Origin of the sequence: Paenibacillus naphthalenovorans (assembly GCF_001465255.1) — a bacterium.
Taxonomy (GTDB): domain Bacteria; phylum Bacillota; class Bacilli; order Paenibacillales; family NBRC-103111; genus Paenibacillus_G; species Paenibacillus_G naphthalenovorans.
The window spans coordinates 912,841-939,654 of sequence record NZ_CP013652.1 but is presented as its reverse complement, the minus strand read 5'-3'; the positions used below and the strand labels follow the sequence as shown (position 1 = coordinate 939,654).

Annotated in this window: 17 protein-coding genes; all 17 read right to left on the bottom strand. The window is 55.9% G+C overall.

What is annotated here, in order from left to right:
- Positions 1–102: 102 nt before the first annotated feature.
- Positions 103–2,286 carry a stalk domain-containing protein gene (locus tag IJ22_RS04470; RefSeq protein ID WP_062407547.1) on the bottom strand — a complete coding sequence of 728 codons (2,184 nt, stop codon included), beginning with the start codon at positions 2,284–2,286 and terminating at the stop codon, positions 103–105.
- 104 nt (positions 2,287–2,390) lie between these two features.
- Positions 2,391–5,846 carry an AAA family ATPase gene (locus IJ22_RS04465; RefSeq protein ID WP_062407545.1) on the bottom strand — a complete coding sequence of 1,152 codons (3,456 nt, stop codon included), beginning with the start codon at positions 5,844–5,846 and terminating at the stop codon, positions 2,391–2,393.
- A 79-nt stretch (positions 5,847–5,925) separates the two neighbouring features.
- Positions 5,926–7,098 carry an exonuclease SbcCD subunit D gene (locus tag IJ22_RS04460; RefSeq protein ID WP_062407543.1) on the bottom strand — a complete coding sequence of 391 codons (1,173 nt, stop codon included), beginning with the start codon at positions 7,096–7,098 and terminating at the stop codon, positions 5,926–5,928.
- Positions 7,099–7,110: 12 nt separating this feature from the next.
- Positions 7,111–11,079, bottom strand: coding sequence for a helicase-exonuclease AddAB subunit AddA (gene addA / locus IJ22_RS04455; RefSeq protein ID WP_062407541.1), 3,969 nt, complete (start codon positions 11,077–11,079; stop codon positions 7,111–7,113).
- On the bottom strand, positions 11,076–14,786 hold the full coding sequence (addB, locus tag IJ22_RS04450; protein ID WP_082660678.1) for a helicase-exonuclease AddAB subunit AddB: 3,711 nt from the start codon (positions 14,784–14,786) through the stop codon (positions 11,076–11,078). Before addB ends, addA begins: the two co-directional genes overlap by 4 nt.
- A gap of 716 nt (positions 14,787–15,502) precedes the next feature.
- Complete coding sequence (locus IJ22_RS04445) at positions 15,503–16,075, bottom strand: nitroreductase family protein (RefSeq protein ID WP_054818553.1); 573 nt, start codon at positions 16,073–16,075, stop codon at positions 15,503–15,505.
- Between the two features lie 63 nt (positions 16,076–16,138).
- Positions 16,139–17,509: a class I SAM-dependent rRNA methyltransferase gene (locus IJ22_RS04440; RefSeq protein WP_054818547.1), complete on the bottom strand. Its 1,371-nt coding sequence runs from the start codon at positions 17,507–17,509 to the stop codon at positions 16,139–16,141.
- A 20-nt stretch (positions 17,510–17,529) separates the two neighbouring features.
- Positions 17,530–18,213 carry a deoxyribose-phosphate aldolase gene (gene deoC, locus IJ22_RS04435; protein WP_054818546.1) on the bottom strand — a complete coding sequence of 228 codons (684 nt, stop codon included), beginning with the start codon at positions 18,211–18,213 and terminating at the stop codon, positions 17,530–17,532.
- A complete protein-coding gene (locus tag IJ22_RS04430) occupies positions 18,214–18,642 on the bottom strand; it encodes an NUDIX hydrolase (protein WP_062407539.1) in 429 nt (142 codons plus the stop codon).
- Positions 18,643–18,726: 84 nt separating this feature from the next.
- Positions 18,727–20,133 carry a tRNA (N(6)-L-threonylcarbamoyladenosine(37)-C(2))-methylthiotransferase MtaB gene (gene mtaB / locus IJ22_RS04425; protein ID WP_062407537.1) on the bottom strand — a complete coding sequence of 469 codons (1,407 nt, stop codon included), beginning with the start codon at positions 20,131–20,133 and terminating at the stop codon, positions 18,727–18,729.
- Position 20,134: 1 nt separating this feature from the next.
- Positions 20,135–20,905 carry a 16S rRNA (uracil(1498)-N(3))-methyltransferase gene (locus IJ22_RS04420; RefSeq protein ID WP_062407535.1) on the bottom strand — a complete coding sequence of 257 codons (771 nt, stop codon included), beginning with the start codon at positions 20,903–20,905 and terminating at the stop codon, positions 20,135–20,137.
- A 153-nt stretch (positions 20,906–21,058) separates the two neighbouring features.
- Positions 21,059–21,736 carry a site-2 protease family protein gene (locus IJ22_RS04415; RefSeq protein ID WP_062407533.1) on the bottom strand — a complete coding sequence of 226 codons (678 nt, stop codon included), beginning with the start codon at positions 21,734–21,736 and terminating at the stop codon, positions 21,059–21,061.
- A 10-nt stretch (positions 21,737–21,746) separates the two neighbouring features.
- On the bottom strand, positions 21,747–22,727 hold the full coding sequence (prmA, locus tag IJ22_RS04410) for a 50S ribosomal protein L11 methyltransferase (protein WP_062407531.1): 981 nt from the start codon (positions 22,725–22,727) through the stop codon (positions 21,747–21,749).
- Positions 22,728–23,076: 349 nt separating this feature from the next.
- Complete coding sequence (locus IJ22_RS04405) at positions 23,077–23,448, bottom strand: hypothetical protein (protein WP_054818543.1); 372 nt, start codon at positions 23,446–23,448, stop codon at positions 23,077–23,079.
- 4 nt (positions 23,449–23,452) lie between these two features.
- Positions 23,453–23,602 (bottom strand): YfhD family protein, encoded by a 150-nt coding sequence (locus IJ22_RS25605; RefSeq protein WP_137670481.1) that lies wholly within the window; start codon positions 23,600–23,602, stop codon positions 23,453–23,455.
- 126 nt (positions 23,603–23,728) lie between these two features.
- A complete protein-coding gene (gene dnaJ, locus IJ22_RS04400; protein ID WP_062407529.1) occupies positions 23,729–24,844 on the bottom strand; it encodes a molecular chaperone DnaJ in 1,116 nt (371 codons plus the stop codon).
- A gap of 83 nt (positions 24,845–24,927) precedes the next feature.
- Positions 24,928–26,763, bottom strand: coding sequence for a molecular chaperone DnaK (gene dnaK, locus IJ22_RS04395; RefSeq protein WP_062407526.1), 1,836 nt, complete (start codon positions 26,761–26,763; stop codon positions 24,928–24,930).
- Positions 26,764–26,814 lie beyond the last annotated feature (51 nt).

Sequence of the window (26,814 nt, the reverse complement as noted above, 5' to 3'; positions counted from 1 at the left end):
CCATAAGTCAACCTGATGGAGTAACTGGATGACTGAGGGACGGCCCTTGTGTTATATGAAAAAACGACGATATGGCAGGAGCAAGGAGCTGGGAATCCTTGCCTACGCCGCATCGTTAAACAGCTTGAACGCTTTGGCGACTTGCAGCTTGAACCATCCGAAAACAGCCCCCGCCACCGACCCCAAATTCTTTTTGTCTTCTGTCGTCGTATTCGCGGCAAGGGTTTCCTGTTCCTGCCGATCCTCGGCTGTGCCGACCTTTGCGGCCGGTGCTTGACCGTCACTTCGGATCTCCACCGTTCGCGTTGTGCCGTCCCAGCTGACAGCACCGCCGAAGGCCTCGCCTACAAAACGTGCCGGAACCATGGTATGCCCGTTTACCAATTGGGCCGGCATTTCGAGAGCCACGGTTTCCCCGTTCCGGTTCGCGAAGGTGCTGCCGATTTGGATGGACACCACCGCATTCCCCTTACGTGCGGTTGCCGTGCGTGTGGATGAATCCCACTCCACCTTGGCCCCCATCGACTCCAATATCGCCCGCAGAGGCGTCAACGTATAGCCTTCCCGGATGACCGGCCGCTGCTCAAACTTCACATCCTTGCCGTCTACAACCACGGACACGCTGGAAGACAAAGGGAAAGATTTTGAACCGCTCCTTTGGCCGTCCTTATTGTAAACAACAATTTCAAAGACGGAGCCCTCCGGTACGGCCCCCGCATTAAGCTCAATGCCGAAAGGCGGTCCGCTTTGGCTATCCAGCAGCCTGCCGTTTAAATAATATTCAAGCTTGCCGATATAGACATCCGGAATTTTAACGAAGGGCGTAATTTTCGCTCTTTTGACAATAGGCGTCCGGGCGGTTAACGGCACATGGCCGGCATGATCCGAAGGCCTGGTCCCCTGCTCGACTTTGGTCAAATAATACGGAGGAGCGATCATACGGCTGTAAAGCTTCATCATCGCTTCATTATCCCGGAGCAAATAGTTGTTTTTGGATTCCTTCATCTCCAGATTGACATTGAAGTAAGTGATCGCCTTCAGCCGCGGATACTTATACGGCATAATTTCGTACAACCGCTGCAAATTCAGCAGTCCGTAATCGGTGAACGACTCCTGGGGAAGATTCGCGTAATGGGAGACGGCCGTTTCACTGATCATCAGCGGCTTCCGGCCGGCATAAGTCCGGTACAAATAATCCAGCCGCTCCACAGGGCTTGTCGCCTGCATATTTCCCTGCTTGGGATCTCCGTTCTCATACGGCTCGCTGTAAAGGCTGACGCCTACCCAATCGACATAAGCATCTCCCGGATAATAAGGAGCTATCGAGTACATCGGCACTTGCCCAGGACTCCATACCATGGCCACATTCGGCGCTTCCTGTTCCATGATGTCATGAACCATGCGGAAGCTTTGAATATATTTCTGCGGATCGCCGTGCCACACGACCCAATTGCCGTTCATCTCGCTGGCGTAACGCAGAAAGATCGGAATGCCCGCAGCCTTTGCCTCACGGGCCCATTGACGGACCGTCTCTTCCTTAACGGCATCAAGCCCGTCCATCGGCTCCCAGGCGATCTGCAGTGCGACCCCCGCCTGCTTCGCCCTGGTCACATACTGTTTTGGAAACGGTTTTCCCACCTGGGTATAGACCAGGTAGAGCGCGTGTTTTTTCCCGTAAAATGTCTCTGAGCGATCGTAGTAATTATGCATCTGCGGGTCGCGTTCCGTATACATTCCGATATAAATCCCGTATTCCGGCTCGAATTTCGCCAGCTTTCCGTCCGGCGGGGCGGCCAGCCGCTTCAACTCTTCCGTATCCGAGGTGCTGATATAAGCCTCCACGGTGGTACGTATTTGCTCCGCGCGCTGCAAATCGATGGCTCCCCAGTCTTTTCCGTCTTTGAGCCAGTACTCGTTTTCCAGCTCGTAGTAATGAATCGCCTTCTCATAATCCTTCATCCGGTCAAAATATTGATTGAGTCTGCCGCAAAACAGCGCCGCATTCTGCCAATCTCCAATCGACGCATAGTGACGAACCAAAAACTCCCAATGCGGTACGGCATCCTCTGGCTTCCCTTTGGCCACGGCAGCGTCGGCCGCTTTCCATCGATCCCATATCGCATCGGCGTAAATCGGTTCGGCGTGAGAGAATAACAGTCCGGCACAAAGCGCTGCAGCCAGCAGACGCTTAACCTTTTTACAGCATACGGAAGCCGTAAACGAACGGGGATCTAAGAATCCCTTACGGCCAAGCCACCGATCCGGCTTCCGATGAGATGTCTGCATGATTGTCCCCCCTAGATGATGCATGTCCTTCTATCTATTCAACAGGTATGCCGGAAGAGGCCTGCTTATGTCTAAAGACGATCCGTTTACCGAATCCCGGAGCCTTACATGATCTCCATCGAGATCCGGCTGCCTTGGCCGCCGGGCTCCGCGGGATGCACCACAAGCCGTCTGGGAAGCCGGGCCCGCAGCTCAGGCACGTGGCTGATGACGCCTACCGTCAGCTTGTCCGTATGCAGTTTTTCGAGAGCCGTAATGACCGTATCCAACAGCTCCTGATCCAGCGTACCGAAACCTTCGTCAAGGAAGAAAAACTCAAGCGGATGCTCGCCTTTGAGCTGAATTTGCATGGAAAGAGCCAGCGCAAGCGATAACGAGGTCAAGAACGTCTCGCCGCCCGAGAGCGTAGTCACCGGTCTGCGCACCCCTCCATTCGCATCGTCCCGCATGACGAAGCCTCCGCCGGAGTCCACCTCAATCGCGTACCTTTGCCGGGTTAGCTGTCCTAATCGCTCGGAAGCCGCACGGCTGACATGCATCAGCTGCTCCTCCGCCAGAAATTCAACGAACGCGTTGCCCCGAAGCACGCTCTGTAGCTTGCCAAGCCGTTCCAGCTCGCTGCGGCAGGCTGTCTGCTTCGACTCCAGTTCGCGCCAGCGCCGGTGTTTGGCCTGCAGATCCTCCCAATCCCTCTCCGCCTTGGCCATCGTTTGCAGAGCCGCTTCATCCTGAGCCTTGCATTCGCCAAGCTCCCGCTCCATCGCTTCCCACATGTCATCCGTGACCTCACGGCCCGCCAGCTCATGATCGAGCTCAGCCAAGCGGGCTGACAGCTGATGCTCCAGCTTGCCGTGAGCTTCGACTTCGGCACTCCACTGCTGCTGCTGTTCAGGCGAGATCAACGCATCCGACACTTCCTGAACCGTAGAGAAACCTTCCGCTTCCGACTGCTGGGCCCATTCCCTTTCCGCTTCTTCCAAAGCCAGCCGCGCCGATTCCGCCGCCTGACGAACGGCGGATTCCGTCTTGGCCGATTCTTGATACCCGGACTGCATTTCTTCCAGCAGCTTCGCTGTCCTTTGCGCTTCCGTTCGCAGCTCATTCAGCCTGGTCTGCGCCTCGGAGGCCAGACCGCCGGCATCCTCATCGCCGACCCAGGCATAGAGCCGTTCGGCCTGCGCGTCAACGTGCTGCTGCAGCGCTTGCTGTTCCGCAGTTATCCGGACCGCTTGCTTCTCGGCTTCACCCACTTCCTGCAGCAGCTGCTCCATGCGCGTTTGCTTGGCCGACAAAAATTCCACGCTTTTGTCCAACCGGCTTTTGAGCTCATCCGCCAACTGCTCCTGCTGCTTCAAGCGCTCTGCCAATGCCGCAACGTCCTCCGGCCTGTAGTCCGGAAACCTGTTTGTCCAGCCGGAGCTGAGCGTTTGAAGCAAATCGCGCGTTTCCGCCGCTTTTTGGGCTTCCGCTTCATAGACGCCGCGTGCCGTTTGTTCTCTGGCGTCCAGATCATGGCGCTGCTTGACCAGCTGCCGCTTCTCCTGCAGCAGCGTTTGGAGCGCATGCTGAAGCTGCTGCGCTTCCCGGCGGGCAAGCTCAAGTTCATTCGCAGACGTATCCAGCAAAAGTTGAAGCTCATCGGCAAAAACGCCCGTCCCTCCTGCGAATTCAGCAGAAAGCGACGCAGCCGCCTCATGATGCGCGGACAGCTTTTCCGACAGGGGCTGCCGTACTTCTTCATCGACGGCCTGATTCCACTGCTGCTCCATCGCCTGCAGAGCATGCAGCAGCTGGCGCAGATCAAGCTGCCTTCTCCGGACATCGTCCTGCAGCCGCTCCAGCTGTGCCACGGCCGTGTGATGCATGTCTTCCCCGCTCTGTACGGCTGTCAGCTCCCCGCGCTCCACAGCCGGCTTCGGATGAACCGACGAGCCGCAAACCGGACAAGCCTCGCCGTCATGCAAATGTGCCGCCAGCGCATTGGCCATGGCCGTTCGTTCGGCCTGCTTTTGCATGCTCTTGAGCCTGGAGATTTCGTCGGGGATTTGGCCCAGAAGCGCCGATAGCCTTTGTTCGGTTTGAAAACATGCCGTATGTAACGAAGCTAACCGTTCCAACCAGACTGCTCCCCGACTCTCCCATTCTTTCTCCGTAAGCTCCAGCGCCGCCAGCGATTGCTTCAGCCGTTCCAGCTCGGCCTGCCGCCGGGCCAGCTCCGCCTGCTGCTCACCGTACTGCTTCCCGAGCCGATCGAGCTCGCGCTTTTCCTGCAGCGCCTCCTGGAGCCGATCCCGATACGCCCTGGGCACCTCGGCAAGCTTCAGCTCGTCCTTGAGCTGCGCCTGCCGCTGCAGCGCCTTCTCGCGCAGCTCGGCCTCGCGCGCCTGCTCCGCATGCAACCCCGCGAGCTGCGCCCTGCTGCGCTCGGCCTCGGCGGCCAGCACGGCGAGCCGCTCGCGGCTTTGCGCGAGCTCGGCCGCGAGCGCCGCCGCCTGGCGCAGCTGCTCGAGGCGCGCGGCCAGCGGCGCCTCCTGCGCAGCCAGCGCGTCGCGCGCCGCGGCCTGCGCCGCCTGCGCCTGCGCCAGCGCGCCCTGTGCGGCGGCGAGCGCCTCGGCGGCCGCGGCGGCGGCTGCACGCTGCTGCGCGAGCTGCGCCTCGGCGGCGGCGAGCCGACGCACGAGCGGGCGCAGCCGCTCGGCCTGCGCGCCCCGCGCGAGGCGCCCGGCGAGGGCCGCCACGTGCGGCGCCTGCGCCGCTAGCGCGGCCCGACGCGCAGCCACCGCCGCGCGTTCGCGCTGCAGCTCGCGGACGGCGCGCAGCTCGGTCGCGCGTCGCTCGCAGGCGATCAGCCGCTCGCGCAGCACGCGGGCCGCTTCGCGCGCCTCGGCCAGCCGAGCCTCCGCTTGCGCCAGCGCCGCCTCTGAAGCGTCGCCCAGGCCCTGCTGCTCCGCCTGAAGCTCCTTGAGCGCGGCATCCGTCTCCTTATAGCGCGCGGAGGTCTTGGCGCTAAGCTTGTCGCCGTAAGGCTCCAGATGAAACAATCGCTGCAGCATCGCCCGCCGGTCCTTGCCGGCAAGTGTCAGAAATTCCGCAAACTTCCCCTGCGGCAGCACGACGGCACGGGTAAAATCAGCCATCGATAACCCTAAAATGTCTTGAATGTGCTGGTTGACTTCCCCCGCTTTGTCGGCCAATACGACGGATTCGCCGTCGCGGTAATGGATCAGCCGGCACAGGCTGCCCAGGATAGACTGCTCTCCGCTGCGCTTAAACTGGCGGTCCACCCGGTACCGCTTGGCCCCGGAACCAGAACCCAGCTCGAAGGTAAATGAGACGGACAGCGTCTGCTCCGCCTGATTCATGATCGCCTGCGTGCCGCCGGGCGCGCGCTCCACCTTGCCGAACAGCGCCAGCGTAATCGCATCGAGCAGGGTGGATTTGCCGCTGCCCGTCGGGCCGAAAATACCGAACACGCCGGCGCCCGTCAGCGCGGCAAAATCGATCTCCTGCGCTTCCCGATAGCTCTGAAGTCCGGCGATTTGCAAATGAATCGGCCGCATGCCGAAGCCTCCTTTTCGCTCAAACCCATGTTTTTTCAGGTCATCGCGTTATAGTCCAACATGTAATATGTCTTTCGCTTTATACCGCCGCGTCGTCCTCCTCAGCCAGCAGCTCCAGAAACAGCCGGACCAGTTCCGGCTCGGGCTGTGCGCCTCCGGTCTGCCGCTCGTAAAAGCGCCGGAACAGCTCGTCCATCGGGAGCCGGGATGCGGAAACGGGCTCCATGGCTTCCGGCTGCAGCTCCGGATAGACCGGCCGGATATGAAGGAAACCGTCCCTCGCCTGCCGAAGCTTGTGGATTTGTTCGAGCGACATCGTCTCCTGAAGATGAATTTCCAGATCGATCCAGGCCGTCGGATCTTTTCCTTCATCCAACCACCGGTGAACCTCCGCAAGCCCTCCCTTGGCCTTCCACTCCACTAAAGGCCTTCCGCTGGAAAGGAAAATCTCTTCCACCTGCGGAACCGAACCCGGCTTGATATCCAGAATGGTTACCGATTTGGCTTGTCCCGCCTCCGAGAAGCTGTAAGCCAGCGGCGAGCCGCTGTACCGAATCATCGTCCCGGAGCGGATGTACTGCGGACGGTGGAGATGTCCGAGCGCCACGTACTGCGCGCCGGCCGTCAAAGCTTCCGTATCGACCGTGTAGGCGCCGCCTACTTGAATCGGCCGTTCGGATTCGGTTTCTTTGCCTCCCAGAACGTACAAATGGCTCATCAGCAGATTGACCGTGTCTTTCCGGTAATGCCTCGCCTGCTCCTGCACGATATGCTTCACGCGTGCCGAATAAGCCGATCGCAGCAGCCCTTCCTCCGCCTCATCGGACAGCAGCTCGCGAAGACGGGATTCGGACGGATAAGGCAGCGCGAAGACGATCGCCGTTTCTCCCGTTCGCTTGATCGCCGACTTGTATACTCGCGCCTCCGGCAGGCCGACCAACGTCACGCCCAGCTTTAGCGCCAGCGGAGCGGCTGCCGCCAGCCGGTCCGGATGATCATGGTTTCCGGCAATGACATAGACCGGCCGGCTTCCCTGATCGGAGAGTCGGGCCAATGCGTCGTAAAACAGCTGCTCAGCGGCGGCAGGCGGATTGACCGAATCATAAATATCCCCCGCCACCAGCACCAGATCAATCTGCTGATCTCTCACGATGGCCGCCAGCTCATCGATAAAAGCCTCCTGCTCCGGCAGCCGGCTTCTTCCCTCCAATGTCCTGCCGAAATGCCAATCCGCCGTATGCAATACCCGCATGCCCATCCTCCTTTATAGCTGTACCACATGAGCTCCATCAAATAAAAAGATGTATTTGCCGATGACCGGCCTTTTCCAGATTGTCTCCACCGCTCTTGCATACAAATCGAGCTGCATCCGGTAGCTCTCCGCCACCCGTTGAGGAGAAGCGCCCTTCAGGCGATCCGTCTTGTAATCGAGCAGGACCAGACCCTCCTCCTCATCAATCAAGCAGTCGATCACCCCTTGCAGCATGACCGTTTCCTGCGATAAGCCTCCCGGTTCAGCGCCATACACATCCGTCGCAGGCAGTCCGAAGCTGAAGGGCACCTCCCGGTGTACCCGCTTGGCTTGAAGCAGCCGCTGCCCCAACTCGCTTCGGAAGAAAGACACAATAACCGCGGGGTCCACCAGCGATTGCTGCTGTTCGGTCAGCAGCTCCCGCGACACCATCCAGGCCAGCGTTTCGCGCACGTCCGCCTCCGAAGGATGACGATCCAGCGGCATATGCTGCATGACGGAGTGAAACACCGAGCCCCGCTCCGCCGCATTCAGCTCTCTTTGCTCCATGAAACGAGGTCTGCGGACAATCATCCGGCGGAAGACCGTTTGTCCTTTGTCCCGGCCTTTCTTGTCAACGTTGTCCTGACCGTTTTCCGCAGCGTGCCAAGGCGCCGCCGCGGGTTCCTCCGATAGCAGCTCAAGCAGTTTATGATGCTCGGACAGCCGCTTGAGCTCCGTTACGGACGTTTTGGACAAGACCAGCGTAGCGTCTTTATAGGAATAATCCCACGACAACCGCCGCCACACTTCATGCTCCCACCGCTCCGTTTCGTCCACAGGCTCCATGCGGACCACCGACTGCCACCGCGAATCGGCGTGATCCGATCCGGCGGCGGCCTGCGCCATACCGGCAAACAGCTCCGGCATGATCAGATGCACCCGCCACTCGGAAGACTCGTCCTTTAGAAACAAGGGAACCGTATCTTCTACGCCTGCCCCTTCCCGGAGCAGCTTTCCGTCGGGATGGCGAATCATGGCGGGACCGATCCAATCCAGATAACATTTGGCTTTGGCCAGCGCGTCATCCGGAAGCGCCAACCGGTCATGCAGAACAAACCGGCTCCATGCCTTGAGCTGTTTTTCCAGCCCTTTGACCGAGGCTACCAGCACCAGCTTCTCCCTCGCACGGGTAAGGGCCACATACAGCACGCGCATTTCTTCGGCAAGCATTTCCATCTGGATTTTGCGTTTGATGGCAAGCCACGGCAGCGTGGGATAGCTGACGCGCGTCTTCGGATCGGTCAACTTCGGTCCGAATCCGAGCTCCTTGTGCAGCAGGAAGCTGTCCGTCAAATCCCGCCGGTTGAACGGCTTGGCCATACCGGCTGCGAATACGACCGGAAATTCCAGCCCCTTGCTTTTGTGAATGGTCATGATCCTTACGACATCCTCTTGCTCGCCCAAAGCCCTGGCGGTGCCCAAATCGCCTCCGCTGTTTTGCATTCGTTCAACGAAACGCAAAAAACGGAACAGGCCCCGAAAGGAGGTCGCCTCGTACTGGCGGGACCGATCGTAGAGCGCGCGCAGATTCGCTTGGCGCTGCTGCCCGCCGGGCAGCCCGCCTACGAAATCGAAATAGCCGGTTTTTCTGTAAATGTCCCAGATCAGGTCGGCAAGCGAGCCCTGCTGAGCCATCCTTCTCCAATCGTTCAACTGTTCAAGGAAGGATCTTGCTTTGCGTTGAGTCTCCGGTTTTGGAATATACGCGCCATCGCCATCGCCGGACGGTTCCGAACCATCCGGATCGGAAAGCTCTCCGGCTTCCTCCGTCTCCGTTTCATCCTTTCTCGCATAAGCTCTCACCGCATCGAAAAAAGCTCCGTGACGGCTGCATATCCGGATATGCGCCAGCTCCTCGCTGTCCATTCCCACAATAGGCGAACGGAGCACGGAGGCCAGAGGAATATCCTGATACGGATTATCGATAAGCTTGAGCAGAGACAATACCACTTGAATCTCCGTTGCCGTAAAATAGCCGGTATTCAGCTCCGCATAGGCCGGAATGCCCTGCTGCCGCAGTTCCTCGATCAGCACCGGCGCCCACTGCTGAGTGGCGCGCAGCAGAATGACGAAATCCCGGAAAGCGGCCGGCCGCAGCCCTTTGAGGGATTTATCGAACACCCGAAACGGCTCTCCGCCATCCATCCCCATCATGAGGCGAATCTGCTGCGCGATATACCGGGCTTCCAGCTGCGCCGTTTCCAGCTCCTGCCTATTTTCGGCCGGATCCTCCGAAGCGCCGTCCGCCTCCGGGTCTTGATCGGAATCCGTCACGCTTTCGTCTTCTGTTTTCTTGCCGGACACGCTCTCGTCATGGGCCGACCTGTCGATGAGAATCAGCTTGGACGCCAAGTCAAAGTTTCCATTCCCGGTTTCCGGATACCCTGCGCCGTATACGAGCTCCGCCTTTTGATCATAAGCGATTTCACCTACGTTCTCGTTCATCAGCTGGCGGAATATGTAGTTTGTACCGTCCACCACTTGGCGGCGGCTGCGGAAGTTGCGCGCCAAATCAATCCGTCTTCCCGGATCCGCTCCGTCCGGGGTAAAGCTTTTATATTTTTCCTGAAACAGGCTCGGCTCCGCCAAACGAAACCGGTATATGCTTTGTTTCACGTCCCCGACCATAAACCGGTTGCCGGGAGATTCCCGCGAAATCAGCTCGACGATCGCCTCCTGCACGCGGTTCGTATCCTGATATTCGTCAAGCAGCACTTCGACGAACTGTTCCCGGTATTCCAAAGCGGCTTGAGAAGGCACCGGCGCTCCGGGCGCGGATCGGTCCGAGCTCAGGATGCGCAGACAATAATGCTCGAGATCGGCGAAATCGACAAGACCTTTGTCCAGCTTGACCTTCCGATACCGCTCCCCAAACTCGATCACCAAATCCGCCAGAGTCCTCATGAGCGGGGCCATCATTCTCAGTTCCTCCTCGTACTGCTCCGGAGTTCGTACGAACAGTTCCTCCTTCAGGTCTCCCAGCCTTTCCTTGGCTTCATTGCGCAGCGCTTTGACCTGCTCCTGCAGCTCTTTATCGTACTGCTCGCCTTTACACGCCTTCAGCTTTCCGAAGCCCGCCCCCTGAAACGCCTGATAAAGTCTGTGCCAGGACGGATCGGCCGCCGCCTCAAGCAAAGATTGAATTACCGTTAAATCTTCATTCAAATTGGCCAAATACGGTTCGGGACCGAAGGGGGCCTCGGCCGTACGGACAGCCTCCCTCAGCAGGGCGTCAATCCCCTGAAGCTCCAGGCGGATATAAGCCTGCAAGCTCGACTGCCAAGGATTCTCTCCTGCCATCGAACACCGTTCAAATCTTCCTACGCTTTCCTCAAGCCAATGCTCCGGCCAGGGATGGCTGCGGGCATCATCGTATATTCGCTGCACCAGCTGAAACAGCGCGTCGTCGCTTTTATCCGAACTGAACGCATCCGCCAGCCGCCAGAAAGGATCATCTTCGGCGGAGTCTCCATACCGTTCTTCCAACAGCTCCTCCAGCACATCCTGACGCAGCAGCGCGCTTTCCGTTTCGTTGGCGATACGAAACCCGGGGTCTAATCCGATAACCTGATAATGCTTTTGAATGACTTCCATGCAAAAGGAATGCAGCGTCGTGATGGAAGCCCTTGGAATGAGCGCCAGCTGGCGCCGAAGGTGATCGGATTCCGGATTGGCCGCGAGCGCTTTTTCCAACGCCTCGCTGATACGGTGACGCATCTCCTCGGCAGCCGCTTTGGTAAAGGTGGCCACAAGCAGCCGGTCTACATCCGTCGGATTTCTCTCATCGGAAATGCGCCGGATAATCCGCTCCACCAGGACGGCCGTTTTGCCTGAACCGGCGGCAGCCGCCACCAGGATGGATTGACCGTGAACGGAAATGGCATTCCACTGCTCATCCGTCCATGTGCTGCCCGCAGGCTTCGGGATCGTTACAGTCATTTGGTCTCGCCTCCCTCGTTATCTTTGCTGCCGGAGGGCGGAATGAACCCGTCTTCTACAGCGGGCTGATCCGTTTCGTCTTCTGCCGAAGCGGCGACTTCCAACGAAGCAAGGGCTGCGGTTCGGGATGCGGATGGCCGGAAGCGCGACTTTGATTCCGTTTGTTTTTCCATCAGCTCCCATACGAGATCCTTGCCGATCGGAGGCAGTACCCTGTAATCGTTGCCTTCCAGCTGCGTGTCGAACTGGCATACCGGCCGGAAGGAGCAATGACTGCAAGCGGTGGACTGCCCCATCCGATACGGCTCGATATCAATGCGCCCGTCCGTCATCGAAGTGCCGATGTCGCGAATCGTCCGTCTTACATACCGCCTGACCGTATTCCACTGCTCCTCCGATGCCACAGAGGATGATTTATAGAAGCTGCCATCCGTTTTGAGCGCCGCCGGCAGCAGCTCGGAATGGCCGCTTGCCCCAATCAGACTGCTGTCCATCAGCTTGATCACTTCAGGATCGGCCCGAAGCAGTCCTTTCATTTTGAAGCGTTTTTTCAGCTCTTTATCGATCTGTTCCGCAGTCAGTCCATTTTTGGCATTCAGCAGCGGATTGTGTACATGAAAATAGAGGACGCCTGCAGGCTCCGCTTCTGTGCCCAGCCATATCGGAGCATGCGTCAAAATGACATCCAGATAAGTCAACATTTGCAGGGACAGCCCGTAATATACTTCGGCCATGTTCAGCATTTTGGCGCTTGATTTATAGTCAATCACCCTCAGCAACGTTCCCCGTTCCGTATCCGCCCGGTCAATCCGGTCAATCCGGCCGCGCAGCTCCATAAGAACTCCGTTGTCCAGCTCGTAGAGCAGCGGAGGAATCGCCTGTCCGCTTCCAAAACCGATTTCGAGCCCGATCGGGCGAAATTGTCCGCGTTTGGCATGCTCGCCCAGCATCAAAGCGGCCCGGCCGATCACCTGCTTCAGCTTGCGGGCAATATACAAATACCTTTTGGAGCTGAGCAGGATTTCGCCCTGCAGCTTGGGCGCCAGCGCATCGACAACGAGCGCGGCCCGCTCTTCGCTCTCCCGGGCCGTCAGCGCCCCCCAATCGATGCCCTCCTTCTCCACCTGCTCGGCAAACTTGCTCAAAGCCGCATGAAATAGTTGGCCTACGTCAGGGGCTTCCAGGCGGAAGATCCGGCGTTCCTTCAACCGCAGCCCATGGGATGCGAATTGCGAAAACGGACAAGCGACGAATCGTTCCATCCGCGACACGCTGGTTTCAATATGCTCTCCGTACAGCCGCCTGCTGGTCGAATCGCTTAACGCCACAGCCTTGTTCGTATAGAGCAGCGATTGAACCATTCGGGAAAGCCTGCCGCCGAATTCAGGCTGCCGGGCAAACCAATTGTACACGGACCACCATACCCCGCTCATCGGAGCTCCCTGCATCCATTGCTTTAATTGTACAACCAGCAAGGACAGCGCCTTATCGGGATGCGCTATGTATTCCAACTGCTCGGTGGACGCCGCATCCGGAGCCGGATCATTCAACAGCAGCCGTTCCCTGACTTGCGGAAACAACCGCTTGATTTGCCGGATCACGTCGGAAGGAAGCAGCGATTTTCCTTCTTCATCGGCCAAAGCATAACTGAGCCATAATCCGTCGGACGGCGTGCAGAATGCACAATAGATCAGGAACGATTCATCCAGCAGCCGTCTGCGGCTGCCTTCGGCAGTCTGAAGGCCGGCTGCGCCGAGCCGTTCCCGCTCCGCTTCCGTCAGCACGCCGCTTTCGGTTATTTTGGCCGGCATAACGCCTTCGTTCACACCGAGTACAAACATGTGCTTCACCCGGCCGGAGCGGGTTCTGTCCATCGATCCGATCAATACCTGATCAAGCGTCGGGGGAACAAGCCCGAGCTTGATGCTTTCCAATCCCGTTTGGATCAATTCGGCAAACAACTCCAGAGATACGGACTGCTCCCCCATCAGCTCGATCAACTGATCGAACATATCCATAACCCGCTCCCATACCTGCGCATGCTCCCGCGCTTTCTCCGGCTCGCCCAAATGAAGCGAGCTCTGGCTCCATGCTTCCAGGCGATCCGGCACCCGGAGTCCGATGAGGAGCTCGTATACCGCTTGAACGCGGTCTTGTACCGCGGTTTTCTCCCGCAGCTTCTTTTGCAGTTCGCCAAGCGGCCCTGCTACCGCCCGCCGGCAAGCATTGATTTTCGTTAAAAAAGCCTCGTCCGCGTCACCGGCCTCCGCATCATCCTGCTCCAGGCTCGTTCTATAGGAATAAGTCCAATCCTTCGGATCCGTCCATTTGGAGCCTTGAATACCAAAGGCCAGCACATAGTTTTCCAACTGGTCCATGGCAAGACGGTCGATCCGTATGCGGTCTCCCTGCAGTTCCTTATCTTCCGCAAAGGGCAGGAGCAGTCCGGTTTTGACGCATCGAAACACGGCATCGTATTTCCAATGGGTGAGCACCGTCTCCAGCGCCGAGCGAATCAGTTCCACCAGCGGATGATGCAGCACCGAACGCTTCTGATCGAAGAAATGCGGGATACCGTAATCGCGGAACGTTCCGGCCAGTAAATCACCATAGGCTTCAACACTGCGGACGGAAACGGATATATCGCGCCAACGCAAGCCTTCGTCCCGCACAAGCTTTACAATATCCCGGGCCACCCCCTCTACCTCCGCCCTGCGGCTGACCGCTGCGAAGATACGGACGGACGAACCCGTTCCTTTGCGGACCTCCGCGGGTTCGGGAAACGGCCTCTTGACTCCGTCCCCCCAATGCGCTTCGAGATAAGCAAGCATCGGATTATGCCGAAAGCGGGCGGGAGGGGAATCAGGCAGCACAATATGATCCGTTACATGGATAGCCTGCTGCCGCAGCCGCTCCTGCAGCTCCAGCATCGTGCGTGCCGTCGGGTGGAACAAATCAAGCTCATGCAGACCTTCCCCATTCACATATGGCCGGGGAAGGCACAACGTAAGCGTCACATTCCCCGCATGCCGGGCAAGCTGCTCCAGCACCGCGAATTCCTGCGGCGTAAACCCGTGAAATCCGTCCACCCAGCATTCGGCGCCATGAACGTAATCCGATTCGCCAAGCTGCCTGGCAAGCAGAGTCAAATAATCTTCTCCGTCCAGGTAAAGCTTCGACAGTTCAGTCTGGAATTCGGCATAAATCAACTGCAGATCGTGCAGCTTGTCCTCCAATGAACCGCTTGGGCCGCTCTGGGATCCGAAACGCTCCGAATAAAATCCGCTAAGCCCTTCGGATGTGATACAGTATCGTTTAAATTCGCTGAACAGCTGATTCAAACGGTCCAAGAAACCCATTTGATCCGCAGACGCTTGAAATCGGCGCAGACGCTCTTTATTCCTATGTATAATCCGGTGAAGCAACAGCTTCTTCCCGGTTTCATCGATCGGAAGACGGGCCGTCCCCCCAACCTCCTGCATAACCCGCCAGGCCAGACGGCGAAAGCTGAGAACCTGCGCCCGCAGCGTTCCCCCCAGTTCAGGCGCGGATACAAGCGCATACTCCGCCTGAAACGTCGCCTGCTCCGGCACAAGCCAAATCAGCGGACGCCCCTCCGGCTTCTCCATGAGCTTTTGTTTGATTTCGTTCAGACAAAACGTCGTTTTTCCGCTCCCGGCACGGCCAAGCACAAAACGAAACGCCATGATCGCTTCCTCCGTTGCGTAGGATTTACCTCAACTCTATTATTCTACCAAAATCCTCATGTGTTGGGAAAAGGGAGGTTTTGGTCATTATAACATATTTTCAAAAACAGGAACAAACGTTCTTGATGTGAGCATTTTTTGAACCTGCGGTCATCCAATCCTCCTGGTTTATTTTCGATTGGCAATGAAATCCTGCGTAAAACCCCGAAATCGTAAGAGCATGGTCTATGATTTACGTTTTCATTGGTTTTCATTGGCAATGATTGCCGCTTTCATGAAAAGATATCGACTTTGTCAAAAGGCGTCGGCCGGAGCGATAATAAAGCTACGGCAAAGCCAAAAACTACCGTTTGTAAGACCGGCATAACACAGCATACCACGGTGAAAAAGCCCGCAAATAAAAAGAGGAGGTCATTTTCAATGATTACATTTTTAAATTCGTTTATCGATTATTTCTTGGAAATAAGAGAAGAGTCTTATCAATTGTTGGCAAAATACGGATATAACGACATCGAATAAGAGCATGTTCCGTCCTTCGTTCGATGCAGTATAAAGAGGTGTAAAATGATGGATTCCGGTTGTGCAGGTTGAAGCCCTGTTCGTTCCCCCAATGGAATGAACAGGGTTTTTTGTGTTAAAATGAACCCCCTTACGCCAAAAAGACGGTATCCGTATCGGATATCGCCCTTCTGTTATCCATTTGCATCTGCTGAACGTCAATCCGTCATCCAAACCGTTTTATCCGCTGCCGGTTTCCGTTTGCCTTCCGGATGCGGCATATCCGGAATCCCCATATACAGCAGCCCGACCATTTCTTCCTTCTCGGTCAGCTGAAAAGCCTGCTTCATCCGCGGGTGGTACATCGGTTCGCCGGAGCGCCAAATCGCTCCAAGGCCCAATGCATGCGCCGTCAACAGCATATTTTGCACAGCGGCGTGCGCTGCGGCAAACTCTTCGATCCGGATCACTCCCTTTCGATCCGACGGCGAAACCGCCACAGCGATCACAACCGGTGCGCGAAACGCTTTGGCCGCTTGCTTCGCCCGCATCGCTTCAAGCTCCTCCCCCGTAAGCTGTGGAGCTGCTTCCGAAGCAATATCGGCATAGGCATCCGCCAGCGCTTGCCGACCTTTGCCCGTCATGACGAAGAAACGCCACGGTTCGGTACCGTGATGGCTTGGTGCCCAGTTTCCCGCCTCCAGCACCTCTTCAATGTGTTCGCGGGTGATCGGCTCCTGCTTCACCCGTCCGATACTGCGCCGTCCCCGAATCGCTTCATTCAAACGCATGTTCCCCAATTTAACGACACCTCTCCTCTTAAACGGTATCTCAGCGCTGCAAAGCTTTTTCGGTTATCGCCTGCCGCGCACTTCAAATATAGCAAATTTTAAATAATTTCCTTCTTCCACTCCCAAAATTCGGGGATGATCCTTTCCGGCGCTGCGGAATTCGATCAAGCGGAGCGTTTTGCCCGCATCCACTGCCGCAGCGTGAACCGTCTCCAGAAACAGCTCCGGCCTCATATGGTAAGAACAGCTAGCCGTCACCAAATAACCGCCCTCATTGACCAATTTCATTCCGTGCAGATTGATGTCCTTGTAGCCTCTGACCGCTCCTTCCACAGCGCTTCGCGATTTGGCGAAAGCCGGGGGATCCAAAATGACGACGTCCCACGTTCTTCCTTTATTCGCCAAAGGGACGGAGGTATCCACCTTCCGCCGGTCCGCCTGAGCCCGTTCCCGGCGGAGATCCAGACCGCGGGATTGCTCGCGCAAATAATCGAACGCATCGGCCACCACAAACTCTACCCGGTCTTCGAACCCGTTCAGTTCGACATTTCGCTTGGCCGTCTCCACCGCATGCTCTGATATATCCAGGCAGGTCACCTTCTTCGCCCCGTACGCGCATGCATGCAGCGTGAAGCTGCCCGTATGCGAGAAACACTCCAGCACCGTAGCGCCGTCCCAGTAAGGAAAGGTCACCTCAGCTCCGCTTTTGTTCACGGGAACCCGCTTCACCGTTCCGTCATCGAGCACCTTCTCCCTCAGCTCAATACCGCTTCGTTTGCCCCAGTTTTTCATCAGCGGAGCCAGGGCCGCCCGGTTTTCCCGCTGATCGAAGAAATATCCCGTCTTCTGGCCTTGCTCGATATCGACCTCCAGCAGCAACCCATTCTCCCGTATGGTCACATATCGCGGGCATTCGCCATAAAGGAGCCCTTTGCGCTGCGTGAGACCTTCCAGCTCCCGCACCGGCACATCGCTGCGCTCATAGATGCCTGCCGGACGCATCACTTCGATTAAAGCGTCAAGTAAGGCCTCTTTGGCCTCTTCCATCCCCAGCGTCAGGATCTGGACAACCAGCACGTCCTCGAATTTATCAACGATCAATCCCGGCAGCAGGTCGGCTTCTCCATAGACCAGGCGAAAGCTTCGAGCATCCGGAAGAAACCGCTCGCGATGGTCCTTACACTGCTGCAGGCGGCGAATAAAGAAATCCCGGTTCATTTCCTCCAACGGTTCATAAGAAACAACCCGGACCGCAATCTGCGACGCCGGATTGTAGTAGCCGGCCGCGAGGAACTGGCCGGTATGCGTATGTATCCGAGCAAGTCGGCCCGGGACGATTTCTCCTTCTACCCGTTCGATTTCCGAGCGGAATACCCAAGGATGCCCCTCCTCGAGCCGCTGTTTCCTTTTTTTCTGCAAATAAATCATTGCCATAGCCTTAAGCCTCCAAAGGATTAATACAACGACGAGCCCGCAAGCCCCGACATCAATGCGACTCCTGAGCTTGTCCCAAGCCGGGTCGCTCCGGCTTCAATCATCTTGACCGCCGTCTCCAGGTCACGGATGCCCCCGGATGCTTTTACACCGATGGAAGAAGAGACACTGCGGCGCAGAAGTGCCACATCCTCCACTGTAGCTCCCCCTTTACCGAATCCCGTTGACGTTTTGACATAATGGGCTCCCGCTTCTTCGGACAGACGACAGGCAGCCGTTTTTTGCCCATCGGTCAGGACGCCCGTCTCGAGAATGACTTTAACGATCGCTTGTCCCTTTACAGCCTGCACGACGGCACGTATATCGTCGCGGACGGCGTCGTAATCGCCCTGAATCAGCTTCCCGATTTGCAGTACCATATCGATTTCATCGGCTCCCTGATCCACGGCTGCAGCCGCTTCAAACGCTTTTACCGAGCTGTCGCCGGCACCTAAAGGAAACCCGCATACTACGCTGATTTTTACGCCCGAATCCTGCAGTAGCTCCCGGCATAACGGAACCCAGGCGCCATTCACACATACACTGTAAAATCCGTACTGCCTGGCCTCTTCGCAGAGCTTTTGAATCGCCTCACGGTCCGCATCGGCCCTCAGCAGCGTATGATCAATGTATGAAGGCAGTTCCTTTACCTGAAATCCGTTCATTCAGCTCACCTCGTATCCAAGCGCTTCCAGCGCTTTTTTGAGAACCGAATCGTTATTTCCGTATCCCGATTGGATCTGCTGCTGCCAAGCCTCAAGCGGATCGAGCCACTCCACTCCGAGAATTTCCTCTACTTGAGCCTTCAGCGTTCCGCCCGTCGCCTCTACCAAATAATAATGTACCTCCTTGTCCACAACGCCTACGCCGGACAATGTAAATTGATAAGTGATCTTCTCCAGCGGCTGCACAATCTTCCCGACGATCCCCGTTTCCTCCGCAATCTCGCGCAGCGCGGTTTGTTCGATCGTCTCTCCGGGCTCCATTTTCCCTTTAGGCAGCGTAATTTTACCATAGCGGTCTTGAATCATTTGCACCTGCAGGCGATCCCCGACCTTGCGGTACACGACGCCTCCAGCCGAAATTTCCTTCATTGGACCTCACCCTTTCTGAATATAAAGAAATCGAAAGGATTTCATCGGAACATGCTGCCCAACGAAATCCTCTCCTTTCCCAATCTATACGATAGCTTTTGCCGCTTGACCAGGAATGGCATCGACACTGCTTGTGCCGGCCGTTTTCCTTGGGGACGGATTCACAGACACGATCTCCGGCACGCGGACGATTTCGCCGCGGCACTCATTCACCCCGGCCTCGGTCACCTTCACATGGCATATCTGACCGATCCAATCCTCGCTGCCTTCAAACACAAGCTGAAGATAATTGTCCGAATAGCCCATGATCAGACCGCTGCCCTGCTGTCCTTTGTAGTCGCGCTCGGGAATAACCTCCAGCACTTGACCCACAAACTGTTTGGCGTAATCAAGCTGCATCCGCTCCGACAAATCGATGAGCTCATGTACCCGGGCGTTTTTAATTTCCTCGTCCACTTGATCCTCCATACGGGCGGCCGGCGTACCGGTCCGTTTGGAGTACGGAAATACGTGCATCTCCGAGAACTTCATCTGCTCCATGAACCGGTATCCATTGCGGAACATCTCTTCCGTTTCTCCCGGAAAGCCTACAATCACGTCCGTCGTAATCGCTACACCCGGCATGATGCGGTGAATGTGCTCGATTTTTTGTGCGAACTGCTCCGTCGTATATTTTCTGCGCATCCGCGCCAGCACGTCATTATCTCCGGCCTGCAGCGGAATGTGCAGGTGACGGCACATTTTGTCCGATTTTTGCAGGACCTCCAGCACTTCATCGGTAATTTGGCTCGCCTCGATGGAGCTGATGCGGATCCGCTTCAAACCCTCCACCTTATCCAAATCCCATAGCAGCTTGGCCAAGCTGTAGTCCTCCATATCCTCTCCGTAGCCACCGGTATGAATGCCCGTCAGCACGATTTCCTGGTACCCGGCATCCACCAGCATGCGGGCCTGCTTCAGCACGCTTTGAGGATCGCGGCTGCGCATCAGACCGCGCGACCACGGAATAATACAGAAGGTGCAAAAGTTGTTGCAGCCCTCTTGAATTTTAAGAAAAGCGCGTGTGCGGTCGGCAAAATCCGGCACGTCGAGTTCCTCGAAGGTGCGGGTTTTCATAATGTTGCGCACGGCGTTAATCGGTTTGCGTTCTTGCTCCAATTGTTTTATATAAGGCATAATTTTGTCGCGGTCCTGCGTCCCGATCACCAGATCGACTCCCGGAATCGCCATGATTTCGGCGGGCGACGTTTGGGCGTAGCAGCCCGTTACCGCTATAATCGCCTCCGGATTTCTGCGGATCGCGCGCCGGATCATTTGCCGGCTTTTTTTATCCCCTGTATTTGTCACTGTACAACTGTTAATGACATATACGTCCGCCGTCGATTCAAAATCGACCTGTTCGTATCCTTCCTGCTTAAACAGCTGCCAGATCGCTTCCGTATCATAAAAGTTGACTTTACAGCCCAGCGTGTGAAAAGCGACTGTCGCCATGTTACTGTTCTCCTCCCATCTCTCCGGATTCGTATAAAATACACGTGAGCCCGACCATGGCGGCCGTCTCCGTTCTAAGTATGCGTTTGCCCAGACTGACGGCGCGGCAGCCAGCCGCTTCCGCCTCTGCCGCTTCCCGTTCAGTAAACCCGCCTTCCGGCCCGATCATGAGCAGCAGCCTCTGTCGGCGGCCTTCATTCTTGCGAGACAAGATCGCCTTGCGGATCTGTCCCCGAAGCTCCTGAACGCTCTGCTTCTCATAGCAAATCCAAGCCGCATCGGCTTCTTGAGCCAGACGCAGCAGATCCTTCCAGGATACAACCGGGTCCACTTGCGGCACGCGATTGCGATGAGCCTGCTCCGCCGCTTCTTTGGCGATCTTCTGCCACCGCTCCAGCCGCTTTCCTTCTTTTTTGCCGTCCAATTGAACTACGGTACGCTCAGACACGAAAGGGATAAAACGCGACGCCCCGATTTCCGTTCCCTTTTGAATAACCAGTTCCATCTTGTCGCCTTTAGGCAGGCTTTGCGCCACCCAAACATCCACGGCAGGCTCATTGTCCATCGGCAGCCATTCGATCACGTCGGCAACAACCTGCCGAGGATCTACCGTTTGCAGTCTGACCAAGGCCTCCCGGCTTATGCCGTCGCTCACTATACATGTATCGCCCGGCTTCGCCCGCATCACCCGGGTTAAGTGGTGTGCGTCGTCTCCGGCTATCGTTGCGGTTTCGTCTGTAAACTGCTCCGGCTGAATGAAATATCTTTGCATGGTAAACCGTCTCTTCCGCGAAAATAAGTCTGACCGCTTATACATAAAGTAAAAACGGTCAACCTTCATCATACACCTTTTTTACCGTAAAAACCAGTATTCCGAACAAGAACACAGTATTTTACCATTTCAGGCAGGGACCTGACAACAAATTTAGCCTCCGAACAACAGGCTGACTATCGCTTGAAACCATGCCAGAATGGGTTCCCGCAGCGCAAAGACGGGTCCCAGTGTTACCGCACGAATCGGTTCAATGAAAAACATCAGCAGAATCGCAAAAAACAGCCACTGCTCATACGGCTTCACTTTCATCAAAATTCGGCGCGGCAGCAGGTCTTCCAGAATGCGGTAGCCGTCCAGCGGCGGAAAAGGAATGAGATTCAGGATGAACAAAAAGATGTTCTGCGTCACCATCAGCGTCAAAAAGAGATTGACCGCCATATGGATGCCGGATGACATCCCGGACATCAGGTTGAAATAGTGCAAAGCGTACAGGATGATCAAGCTGATAAATCCAAGCGCCAGATTGCTGAAGGGCCCCGCGAAAGATACGATAATGCCCATCCTTCTAGGATATTTAAAATGACTCCGGTTCACGAGCACGGGCTTGGCCCATCCAATCCCTATAATGAGAAAAAAGATCATGCCGAGCCAGTCCAGATGCACGCGCGGATTGAGCGTTAACCGCCCCATTGTCCGGGGAGTCGGGTCTCCGAATTTGTCGGCAACATAAGCATGAGCAAACTCATGCACGGTGAAAGCGATCAGCAGCATCACAAAAACGAAAGGCATCTGCTCGACCGGGAATGCCAGAAACGAACTCCAGTCCATCTTCTTTCACCTACGGCTTTCTGGCGACGAGCACGACCCAATCCTGCTCCTCGTGACGTTCCGTTATGATGAATCCGGCAGCTGTCAACGCCTCTTCCACGGACGCCTTTTTTGCTTTGATAATCCCGGATACGATGTAGGTTCCGCCCGATTCCAGCACTTCATACACATCGTCAACAAACATCAGAATAATTTCCGCCAAAATGTTCGCCACCACGACCTGTACGGGCAGCTTCACTCCAAGCGTACCTTCGGAAGCTCCGGCGGCGCGGTGCTCATTGATCACCTGCAGCAGATCGCTCAGCTTCACCGTAATTTGCCGTTCCAAGCCGTTCAGCTTGGCGTTCTCCGTTGCGCTGGACACGGAGACGGGATCCAGATCAAGCGCAAGCACGCGGCCTGCTCCCAGCTTCGCCGCGGCAATCGCCAGAACGCCGGAGCCCGTCCCTACGTCAATCACATCTTCTCCGCCTTGAATGACTCTCTCCAGCGTCTTCAGGCAAAGCGCCGTCGTGGCATGTGTTCCCGTACCGAACGCCATGCCAGGGTCAAGCTCCAGAATCAGCTCGTCAGGTCCTGGAGTATACTCCTCCCAAGTCGGCTTGATCGTGAGACGGTCGGTGATGCGAAGCGGCTTAAAATACTGCTTCCATGCGTTCGCCCAGTCTTCATCGTCGACTTCCTTCAACTCGTATGTAGGTTCGCCCGTATCTATATCGTACTCTCTCAGCGTTTCCACAGAACGCTTCAGCTCAAGCAGAATAGCCTCCATATCGGTACCTTCGGAGAAATATCCCTTGATGACAGCCCGCCCTTCGGGTATATCGTTCAGCGGAAGCTCGTACCATTGTCCGAGCGAGGTATCCCTCTGCTTGTTAAGCGTGCCCGACTCTTCAATCGATACCCCGCCGGCTCCCAGCTCATGTATAAAATTCGAGATCATTTCGATCGCTTCTTCGGTTGTGTGAACCGTTACTTCATGCCATCGCATTAACTTATCCAGCCTCCATTCGGTAAAAAGCACATTACGCCTATTGTACAACAATTCGTCATACGGGTAAAACTTTTCATAGAATAGAAATGCTGTCTGCCGGTCAGGTCCTTATCAAAACCTATACTTCGTGCACAGAGAGGTTATGGTTATGGGGGGGGGCAGCCGCTCTTGAAATCATTTGTTTTCATTGTTTTGAAGATGCGGTAATCACACGTCTACAAATTTATCATTTTTATCTTTATCGTTAACAAACCGGCTGGTCTAGAATCATATTTACCTCAGAAGGCCTATGAATTCCAAAATGAATAGCCGGCATCCTGAACGGGTGCCAGCTATTCATTCAAATTTATGGAATGCCTCCACCTTCATGTACGACGCGGAGAGCCTGTTCATATATGCTTTCGTCCACAACAACCGCCAACACAACGTCTCTGCCGGTCAGGTCCGATTCCGCCCCGCCTGCCAAGCCGCTGGCGTCTACGTCCGCCGCAGCCAACACCGCCGCATCCCGGCTGTCGAAATCGGCGCTTTGCGTCAAGTAGCCAAGCCCCGGAAAGTCGCTTGTGATCGGATTCATCACGTGATCAACGCCGTCTCCGGGATATTTGCCGAAACGGTCAACGGACACGTCGATGGCCCTCAGCGCTCTCAGTTTGGAAGCGACTCCTTCCGCTTCCTCCAGCGAGTGAAAATAGGCAAGTATGCTTTTCTCCGCCATCGCGCTACCCTTGGTTCTTTTCCTGGCGGGCGTCGGCGGCTTCGGCACGCTGAGCGGCTTTCCGGTCATCGCCATCGGCCAGCTCGCCCGAAAATTCAACGTCCTCGTTTTTGGCTGTAGACAGTTCATTTTGTGCCTTATTCTTTGCATTCATATCCATAAACCTCCTGTCCAATAGTCGATTATGCTTTCACAATGCAATTAGTTTCAGCCCCAATCTGCTCAAATATACAAAAAACACGGCAGGCAATCCGCTCCAGCGGAAAGCCTGCCGTGTTCATCAATCGCCTAAAAAAGCCTTTTTCATTCGTTCGAATAACGACTGCTGCTGTCCATTCGTATTCTCACCGGAAAGCTTGGAGAATTCGCGCAGCAGTTCCTTTTGTTCATCAGTCAAATTCGTCGGCGTAACCACGACGACTTTGACATGCTGATCGCCTTGTCCATAGCCCCGAAGTCGCGGAACGCCTTTGCCTTTGAGACGGAAATACGTATCCGTTTGGGTACCGGCAGGAATTTTGAGCTTCACCTTCTCGGTTAAGGTTGGAATTTCGATTTCATCCCCGAGTGCCGCCTGTGCGAATGTCAGCGGCACTTCGCAGTAGATATCGTCTCCCTCGCGCTCAAAAAATTCATGAGGCTTCACCCGAATAACGACATACAGATCCCCTGGAGGACCCCCGCGCGTTCCGGCTTCTCCTTCGCCGGTGACACGAAGCTGCGCTCCGTCGTCCACTCCGGCGGGAATGTTCAGATTAATCGTACGCTGCTTCTTGACCTTACCCGAACCATGACAGGTGCCGCACTTGTCCTTGATGATTTTACCCTGTCCTTGGCAGGCCGAGCAGACGCGGCGGTTAACGATGCGGCCGAACGCCGTATTCTGCACCACTTCCTGCTGGCCGGAGCCATGGCAGACACCGCATGTTTGCGGCTTGGTTCCCGGTTTTGCGCCGCTGCCTTCACAAGTGTCGCAGGTCTCGGTCCGAGGAATACGAATATCGGTTTTTTTGCCGAATACCGCTTCTTTAAACTCGATGGTTAGCGTGTACTGCAGATCGTTCCCCCGTTGAGGAGCGTTCGGATTTCGGCGCTGACCGCCTCCGAAGAACATATCGAAAATATCGCCGAAACCGCCGAAATCCTGACCGAAGCCGCCCCCGCCCATGCCCTGGTTCGGATCGACGTGGCCAAAGCGGTCGTACTGCGCTCTCTTTTGCTCGTCGCTCAGAACATCGTACGCTTCCTTCGCTTCTTTAAACTTTGCTTCTGCGTCTGGCGCCTTATTGACATCCGGGTGATATTGGCGCGCCAGCTTGCGGTAAGCTTTTTTTATGTCTTCCGGAGAAGCGTCCTTACCGACCCCGAGCACTTCATAGTAATCGCGTTTGCTCATCGTTCCACTCCTACTCCCGGGCGACAAACGGAAAGTCAAAGCCGGTCATGCCGGCTTTGACTCCCTGCGTGTCTAACGGGTTATTACTTCTTGTCGTCGACTACTTCATAGTCGGCATCCACTACGTTGTCTTTACCCTTGGAGGCACCCGGCGCATCCTCCGCTCCTCCTGCCTGGCCCTGCTGGGCAGCTTGCTCATACAGCTTCACGGACAGCTGCTGAACGACTTGGGTAAGCTCTTCGCTGGCTGCTTTGATCTCATCCAAGCTGTTGCCTTCGAGAGCTTTTTTCAATTTTTCTTTCGCTTCATTAGCTTTATCGATTTCGGCTTGGTCAACCTTGTCGCCCATATCCTTGATCGTCTTGTCGACGGAGTAAACGAGCTGATCCGCTTGGTTGCGGGCTTCTACGAGCTCTTTACGTTTGCGGTCCTCTTCAGCGTGAGCTTCAGCTTCCTTCATCATGCGCTCGACTTCTTCGTCAGACAAACCGCTGGAGGAAGTAATCGTGATTTTTTGGCTTTTTCCTGTGCCTTTATCGAGTGCAGACACGTTAACAATACCGTTGGCGTCGATGTCAAAGGTAACTTCGATTTGCGGAACGCCGCGCGGCGCCGGTGGAATGTCTCCCAAAATGAAGCGGCCCAGCGTTTTGTTGTCCGCAGCCATCGCACGCTCACCTTGAAGCACGTGAATTTCAACGCTTGGCTGGTTGTCTGCATAAGTCGTGAACACTTGCGATTTCGTTGTCGGAATCGTCGTGTTGCGTTCGATCATCTTAGTGAACACGCCGCCTGCGGTTTCAATACCCAGGGAAAGAGGCGTTACGTCGAGCAATACGACGTCTTTCACGTCCCCTGTCAGAACACCCGCTTGAACGGCAGCACCGAGAGCCACCACTTCATCAGGGTTTACGCCTTTGTGAGGCTCTTTGCCGATCAGGCGTTTTACAGCTTCCTGGACAGCCGGAATCCGGGAAGAACCGCCGACCAGCACCACTTTATCGATTTGATCCGGAGTAAGTCCGGCATCGCTTAAGGCCTGGCGGGTAGGACCCATCGTTCTTTCCACCAAAGGAGCGGAAAGCTCTTCGAACTTGGCACGGGTCAGGTTAACCTCCAAGTGCTGCGGCACGCCGTCCACGACCGTAATAAACGGCAGGGAAATGGTTGTCGTCAAGACGCCGGACAGCTCTTTCTTGGCTTTTTCTGCCGCATCCTTCAGACGTTGAACCGCTGCTTTATCTTTGCTCAGATCGATGCCGTGCTCTTTTTTGAACTCGGAAACGAGATAATCGATGATGACTTGGTCAAAATCGTCTCCGCCCAAACGGTTGTCACCGCTGGTTGCTTTCACTTCGAAGAAGCCGTCGCCAAGCTCCAGAATGGAGACGTCGAATGTACCGCCGCCAAGGTCATAAACCAGAATCGTTTGGTCCTCGGACTTTTCAAGACCGTAGGCCAAAGCGGCCGCCGTCGGTTCGTTAACGATCCGGAGCACTTCAAGACCTGCGATTTTACCGGCATCCTTCGTCGCTTGACGCTGGCTGTCGTTGAAATAAGCGGGAACCGTAATGACGGCTTGCGTTACCGGTTGGCCCAGGTACGCTTCCGCATCGGCTTTCAGCTTCTGAAGAATCATGGCCGAAATTTCTTGCGGCGAATATTCTTTATCGTCGATTTTCACTTTATGATTCGTACCCATGTGACGCTTGATGGAGATGACCGTACGGTCAGGATTCGTGATCGCTTGACGCTTTGCCGTCTCGCCGACGATGCGCTCTCCATCCTTTTTGAAGCCCACTACGGAAGGAGTCGTACGGTTTCCTTCCGCATTAGGGATAACTACCGCCTCGCCGCCTTCCATAACGGCTACGCAAGAGTTTGTTGTCCCAAGGTCGATACCAATTACTTTACCCATAAGGATTTGCCTCCCTTAATTTCGTTTGTTTCGTTTGCAATGATGCTGCAC

Bases quoted from the DNA above. Each gene is read 5' to 3' on its own strand.
- IJ22_RS04470 (WP_062407547.1), bottom strand. From the start codon at position 2,286: ATGCAGACATCTCATCGGAAGCCGGATCGGTGGCTTGGCCGTAAGGGA.
- IJ22_RS04465 (WP_062407545.1), bottom strand. From the start codon at position 5,846: ATGCGGCCGATTCATTTGCAAATCGCCGGACTTCAGAGCTATCGGGAA.
- IJ22_RS04460 (WP_062407543.1), bottom strand. From the start codon at position 7,098: ATGCGGGTATTGCATACGGCGGATTGGCATTTCGGCAGGACATTGGAG.
- addA (WP_062407541.1), bottom strand. From the start codon at position 11,079: ATGACTGTAACGATCCCGAAGCCTGCGGGCAGCACATGGACGGATGAG.
- addB (WP_082660678.1), bottom strand. From the start codon at position 14,786: ATGGCGTTTCGTTTTGTGCTTGGCCGTGCCGGGAGCGGAAAAACGACG.
- IJ22_RS04445 (WP_054818553.1), bottom strand. From the start codon at position 16,075: ATGCGTTTGAATGAAGCGATTCGGGGACGGCGCAGTATCGGACGGGTG.
- IJ22_RS04440 (WP_054818547.1), bottom strand. From the start codon at position 17,509: ATGGCAATGATTTATTTGCAGAAAAAAAGGAAACAGCGGCTCGAGGAG.
- deoC (WP_054818546.1), bottom strand. From the start codon at position 18,213: ATGAACGGATTTCAGGTAAAGGAACTGCCTTCATACATTGATCATACG.
- IJ22_RS04430 (WP_062407539.1), bottom strand. From the start codon at position 18,642: ATGAAGGAAATTTCGGCTGGAGGCGTCGTGTACCGCAAGGTCGGGGAT.
- mtaB (WP_062407537.1), bottom strand. From the start codon at position 20,133: ATGGCGACAGTCGCTTTTCACACGCTGGGCTGTAAAGTCAACTTTTAT.
- IJ22_RS04420 (WP_062407535.1), bottom strand. From the start codon at position 20,905: ATGCAAAGATATTTCATTCAGCCGGAGCAGTTTACAGACGAAACCGCA.
- IJ22_RS04415 (WP_062407533.1), bottom strand. From the start codon at position 21,736: ATGGACTGGAGTTCGTTTCTGGCATTCCCGGTCGAGCAGATGCCTTTC.
- prmA (WP_062407531.1), bottom strand. From the start codon at position 22,727: ATGCGATGGCATGAAGTAACGGTTCACACAACCGAAGAAGCGATCGAA.
- IJ22_RS04405 (WP_054818543.1), bottom strand. From the start codon at position 23,448: ATGGCGGAGAAAAGCATACTTGCCTATTTTCACTCGCTGGAGGAAGCG.
- IJ22_RS25605 (WP_137670481.1), bottom strand. From the start codon at position 23,602: ATGAATGCAAAGAATAAGGCACAAAATGAACTGTCTACAGCCAAAAAC.
- dnaJ (WP_062407529.1), bottom strand. From the start codon at position 24,844: ATGAGCAAACGCGATTACTATGAAGTGCTCGGGGTCGGTAAGGACGCT.
- dnaK (WP_062407526.1), bottom strand. From the start codon at position 26,763: ATGGGTAAAGTAATTGGTATCGACCTTGGGACAACAAACTCTTGCGTA.